At 62.0% G+C, this 2,611-nt stretch carries 5 protein-coding genes; 1 reads left to right on the top strand and 4 read right to left on the bottom strand.

Features of this window, described 5'->3' with window-relative positions:
* Window positions 1–298: glycosyl hydrolase family 28-related protein (locus EOA60_RS28100; protein ID WP_281060786.1), on the bottom strand; the 298-nt coding region annotated here is incomplete at its 3' end.
* 106 nt (window positions 299–404) lie between these two features.
* On the opposite strand from EOA60_RS28100, the gene greA reads away from it, so the two are divergent.
* Complete coding sequence (gene greA, locus EOA60_RS28095) at window positions 405–887, top strand: transcription elongation factor GreA (protein ID WP_066997710.1); 483 nt, start codon at window positions 405–407, stop codon at window positions 885–887.
* Here greA and EOA60_RS28090 read toward each other — a convergent pair.
* From EOA60_RS28090 to EOA60_RS28080, 3 genes are all read right to left on the bottom strand, one after another.
* Entirely contained in the window at window positions 884–1,270 is a 387-nt protein-coding gene (locus tag EOA60_RS28090; protein ID WP_095823744.1) for a type II toxin-antitoxin system death-on-curing family toxin, read from the bottom strand. The genes greA and EOA60_RS28090 overlap by 4 nt on opposite strands.
* Window positions 1,267–1,497 (bottom strand): AbrB/MazE/SpoVT family DNA-binding domain-containing protein, encoded by a 231-nt coding sequence (locus tag EOA60_RS28085; protein WP_067320863.1) that lies wholly within the window; start codon window positions 1,495–1,497, stop codon window positions 1,267–1,269. The genes EOA60_RS28090 and EOA60_RS28085 overlap by 4 nt, the downstream gene beginning before the upstream one ends.
* A 208-nt stretch (window positions 1,498–1,705) precedes the next feature.
* On the bottom strand, window positions 1,706–2,611 hold a 906-nt coding region (locus EOA60_RS28080), incomplete at its 5' end, for a methylmalonyl-CoA mutase family protein (RefSeq protein WP_206628278.1).

Raw genomic sequence — 2,611 nt, 5'->3', positions numbered from 1 at the left:
CCCCCGGGACGCCCGAAAGGCGCACGCGGGCAGGCAGCTTCAGGTTGGAGACAAGATAGGTCCCGGGCGGCAGAAACACCGGCGCATCGCGGTCGCTGGCGTCGCCGAGCAGCTTGGCGAAGGCCTTGCTCTGGTCGTCCAGCGCGCCCGGCTGCAAGCCGATTTCGATGGCATTGATCGAGCCGCGCATCGTGGCCTTCTCGATGCCGGGCAGCATCTTCGCCGATGCCTTGCCGGCAAAGAGGCCGGCAGCGGCGAGGCCGGTGGTGCGGGCAAGCAGCGTTCGTCTGTTCAACATCGGCACAGGTCCTGGCGTTTCAACCGCTCCGTCGCAGGAATCGTGCCAAGGCCAGCTCGCAGGCAAACCGCTTGTGCAGTTGCCTGACCAAGCTTAAGTTCATGTTATGAGTAGAGCTTTCACCCGCGAGGAAGACAGCGAAAACGCCATTGCCGGTGTCGGCGAACGGCCGATCAGTCCGCACCGCAATCTGGTAACGGAGCGGGGACTCGCGATGATCGAAGAGAATCTCTCCGAATTGCGAGATCAAATGGCCAAGGCCGAAAGACGCGGCGATCGCGAGCGCCTCGCAATAGTGTCCCGCGACCTGCGCTACTGGACCGCGCGGCGCGAGAGCGCGGAGCTTTCGGTGCCGGAGTCCGGCAGCAATGTGGTCCGCTTCGGCATGGGCGTCACGCTGGAAAACGGCGACGGCAAGAAGGTCCACTGGCGCATCGTCGGCGAGGACGAGGCCAACCCGTCGAAAGGCAGCATCTCCCATGTCTCGCCGATGGCGATGGCCCTGTTCGGCAAGAAGGTCGGCGAGGTCGTTGCCGTCAACGGCAAGGAGTGGGAGATCGTCAAGCTGTCGGACAAGGCCGAGAACTAGGCCTTGAGCTTGACTGTATGGTCGCGGAAAAACGCCGCGGCTCCGGTCTCATCGATTTCACCTGCGGCGACCATCATCACCAACTGGATAACATCCTGCTGTTCGGCTTCTACGCTTAACCCGTTGAAATAGAGAACCACATCGGCCGCGGCAAAAGCCGTGCGCTTGTTCCCGTCAACGAAGGGGTGGTTCTTCGCAATGCCGAAGAGATAGGCCGCCGCGAGTTCACAAAGATCGGGCTCACCGCACGCTTCCTTCTGTTGGGGGCGGGCGAAGGCAGATTCCAGCATGCCCTGGTCGCGTATACCGGAGGCTCCGCCGTGGAGGCGCAACTGCTCAGCGTGCATCGCCTCCACGAATTCTCGCGAATGATGCTCGGTCATTTAGCGAGCGCGCGGTAGGCAACCTCGTATTTCTTCATCCGTTCGCGCGCGATCTTCATCTTACGCTCGAATTCTTCGGCAGAGTCTTCAAGACGGCGCAAGCGCAGCTCCTGGCCCTCCTGAACGACGATGACGTTGTCGCCCGCCTTCAGGTTTAGCCGGTCGAGAAGCTCTTTCGGCAAAATCAGACCTTCGGAGTTGCCAATCTTTCGAATGGTGATGTTCATGGTAGGTCGTCCTGTTGCAACGGCAATTATAACTGGAGGGGCCTGTTGTTGCAACGGAAATTATAACAACCGATTGGGAACTACTGACATGGTCGCCATCAAGAAGCGGGTTGAGGACGGGATCCTCTTCCTCTCTCGATTGGCGCATTAGCTGTGCCGATAAGCCTTAGCAACGAGTTGCGTTTGACCAGTTCCCGACACAGGCTATTCACTCAACCGACAGCAGCCTGTCCATCAGTCTGTCCGCCGCTTGCGGGATGACGGTCCCCGGCGGGAAGATTTCGGCCGCCCCAGCCTTCAGCACCGCGTCGTAATCCTGTGGCGGGATGACGCCGCCGGCGACGATCAGCATGTCGCCATGGCCGAGCTTCCTCAGCGCCTCCTTGAGCTCGGGGATCAGCGTCAGATGTCCGGCCGCGAGCGAGGACGCGCCGATGATGTCGACATCATGCTGCACCGCCAGCTTTGCGATCTCCTCCGGCGTCTGGAACATCGGTCCGACGGTGACCTCGAAGCCGAGATCGGCAAAGGCGCTGGCGATCACCTTCTGGCCGCGATCATGGCCGTCCTGGCCCATCTTGGCGACCAGGATGCGCGGCTTTGCACCGGATTTCTTTTCGAAGGCTTCGAGCTTGTCCTTGAGCCGATCGACCGCCGGATTGTCGCCGAGCGCGTCGCGATAGACGCCGGAGATGGTCTGCACGGTGGCTGCATGGCGCCCGAACACTTTCTCCAACGCCAGCGAGATCTCGCCGACGGTCGCATTGGCCCGCGCCGCGCGGATCGCGAATTCGAGCAGGTTCTCGCCGCTTTCAGCCGCGCGGGTGAGGGCGGTTAGCGCATCCTCCAGGGCCGCGACGTCGCGCGTGCCTTTGAGCCGCTGCAGCTTCGCCAATTGCCGGGCCTTGACCTCGGCATTATCGATCTTCAGCACATCGACCTCGATGTCGGCTTCCGGGCGATGCGCATTGACTCCGACCAGCACCTGCTCGCCGGAATCGATGCGTGCCTGGGTGCGCGCCGCCGCTTCCTCGATGCGCAGCTTCGGAATGCCTTTCTCGATCGCCGCCGCCATGCCGCCGAGGTTTTCGACCTCCTCGATATGGGCGAGCGC

The sequence above is a fragment of the Mesorhizobium sp. M1A.F.Ca.IN.020.06.1.1 genome, from assembly GCF_004023265.1.
Lineage (GTDB): Bacteria > Pseudomonadota > Alphaproteobacteria > Rhizobiales > Rhizobiaceae > Mesorhizobium.
This window is presented reverse-complemented; position numbering and strand designations above follow the sequence as displayed.